Origin of the sequence: Nocardia sp. NPDC050799 (assembly GCF_040654015.1) — a bacterium.
GTDB lineage: Bacteria > Actinomycetota > Actinomycetes > Mycobacteriales > Mycobacteriaceae > Nocardia.
The window spans coordinates 1-1,774 of the sequence record NZ_JBFAHF010000104.1 but is presented as its reverse complement, the minus strand read 5'-3'; the positions used below and the strand labels follow the sequence as shown (position 1 = coordinate 1,774).

Sequence of the window (1,774 nt, the reverse complement as noted above, 5' to 3'; positions counted from 1 at the left end):
TCCACCTGTTCTCAGGGATCGTGGCAATTGGTGCCTAATGCCCTGAGCCACGCGAAAGGTGGTCGTTAATTACGCCGAAACAATAAAAAAACCCCGACACCTGGGCCGGGGTGGGGCCAGTCTTTCCTGGCTGTCACTTCATCGTCGTTAATATTCCAGGCTCTCATCCCTCTATCATCGAGACGCGCAAAGGAGCCCGAAGATTACGCCTGCGCAGGTGATACCGCGATACGGCGGGCATTGGTGTTAACGCCCCACAAGCCGGCCAACGCACTGACCACTGCGCCAATCAACAGCGCAAAGAATGACCATAATGCAGCCCGCGACAATTCGTCTGCAGCAGCGGCAGCCTGTTCGCGCGCCTTCTGTTTCAGCTCCACATACTCCTGTTTTGCCTGATTGATTTTTGCTTCGGCGTCATCCAAACGCTGATTAACCAGCTGCGCAGTTTTATTTTTGGCTTCGACCAAATTCTTCACCGTCTGGTCTACTTCCTGCGGCGTCATATCGGTATTTTCTGCCAAGGCCTTTTTCAGGGCGTCTTGATCCACATCTTGCGAGATGGCCTCACCCTGTTTTTTAAGCTTGGCGACCAGTTGATTAATAATGGCGTCGCTATTGTCAGGCTGAAGTGCCAGGGCTTTTACTGCGTCCGCCAAATCAGTTTTGGCCGCATTCAACTGCTGTTGCATGAATTCAGGCTGCAATGACGGGATACCGCTTTTTTTAAGCGCCGTAACCACATCGCCTTGCAGCTGTTCAGGTTCCAAGGTTGTGTCAATGCCCAACTTGTCAAACACTTTACCGCCGGCGTCCGCCAATCCGGATGCCCCTTTGCCAATCGCTGAACCGGCGCCGGAGAGCAAGCTGCCGGAGGTCGAAGCGATAGCGCCCAGCGCATTGCCGGTCGCCTTCACTGCAGACCCGACCAGCATCCCACCCAGTACCGCCGCCACAATCAGTGACGTAGCCCAGACCAGGAAGCCATGAATAAGTCCGTCATTAGCAGCCAAACGCCCAGCAATAAAAGCGCCGGCGGCCAAACTAATAATGATTGAAACAGCGGACCAAATCACTACGGTGGTACCGGCGCCGTTTATCGGATCGTCTGATGTCGGATCCACGATGGAGAATCCAAGACTGGTGCCTAACGTCGACAGCAACAGTGAAACAGCCAATACGGTGATCACGCCGCCGATGACGCTGCCCCAGGAGATTTTTTTCGCCGCTACCCATTCTTTTGCCACTTCCATAGTAAAACTCCTTTTAAGTTTTCGATTATAAAGAAATGCCAGAAAGCCTTACCATTATAGACTCGCTTCATCAATCAGGCGGTTAAAGGGTGAAAACAGTTAAAAATAATTAATGATAATAACATCAAGAGTGCGTCTACTCTCAGCGGCGATACGCTGACAGACCGTCTTAGCATCACTATTCTTACGCTATCCACCAGTGAACAGGGTCTTAGCGCAAAACATGAACCGGTTACTCGCAGCCCTCATCGTGGCGTGCGCGGCATTGGCGACGTTATATGGGCTGGTGCATTTTGGCGCACGTTCGGTGCCGCGCGCGATTGCGGTCAACGAGGCGCCGCTGGGGTGTGAGGATGAACCTGAGCTCGCCGGCGAGTGCGGCGATGACGATGAGGCTCCCGCCGACGAATTTCGCCGGCCGGCGACGCTGAACGCCCGGGCCGACGGTTAATGAACGTTACGAGCTATCCCCATTGCCGCCAGGCGTACGGCAGGCTAGGCTGTTCAGCTCATGGGCCGCC

2 protein-coding genes are annotated in these 1,774 nt (G+C 54.2%); one reads left to right on the top strand and one right to left on the bottom strand.

Going from position 1 to position 1,774, the window contains the following annotated elements:
• Positions 1 to 203 precede the first annotated feature (203 nt).
• Complete coding sequence (locus AB0H42_RS35635; RefSeq protein WP_043143370.1) at positions 204 to 1,253, bottom strand: YrzE family protein; 1,050 nt, start codon at positions 1,251 to 1,253, stop codon at positions 204 to 206.
• Between the two features lie 199 nt (positions 1,254 to 1,452).
• Between AB0H42_RS35635 and AB0H42_RS35630 the strand changes: the two genes are divergently transcribed.
• Positions 1,453 to 1,704 carry a hypothetical protein gene (locus AB0H42_RS35630; protein WP_357064272.1) on the top strand — a complete coding sequence of 84 codons (252 nt, stop codon included), beginning with the start codon at positions 1,453 to 1,455 and terminating at the stop codon, positions 1,702 to 1,704.
• Positions 1,705 to 1,774: the final 70 nt, after the last annotated feature.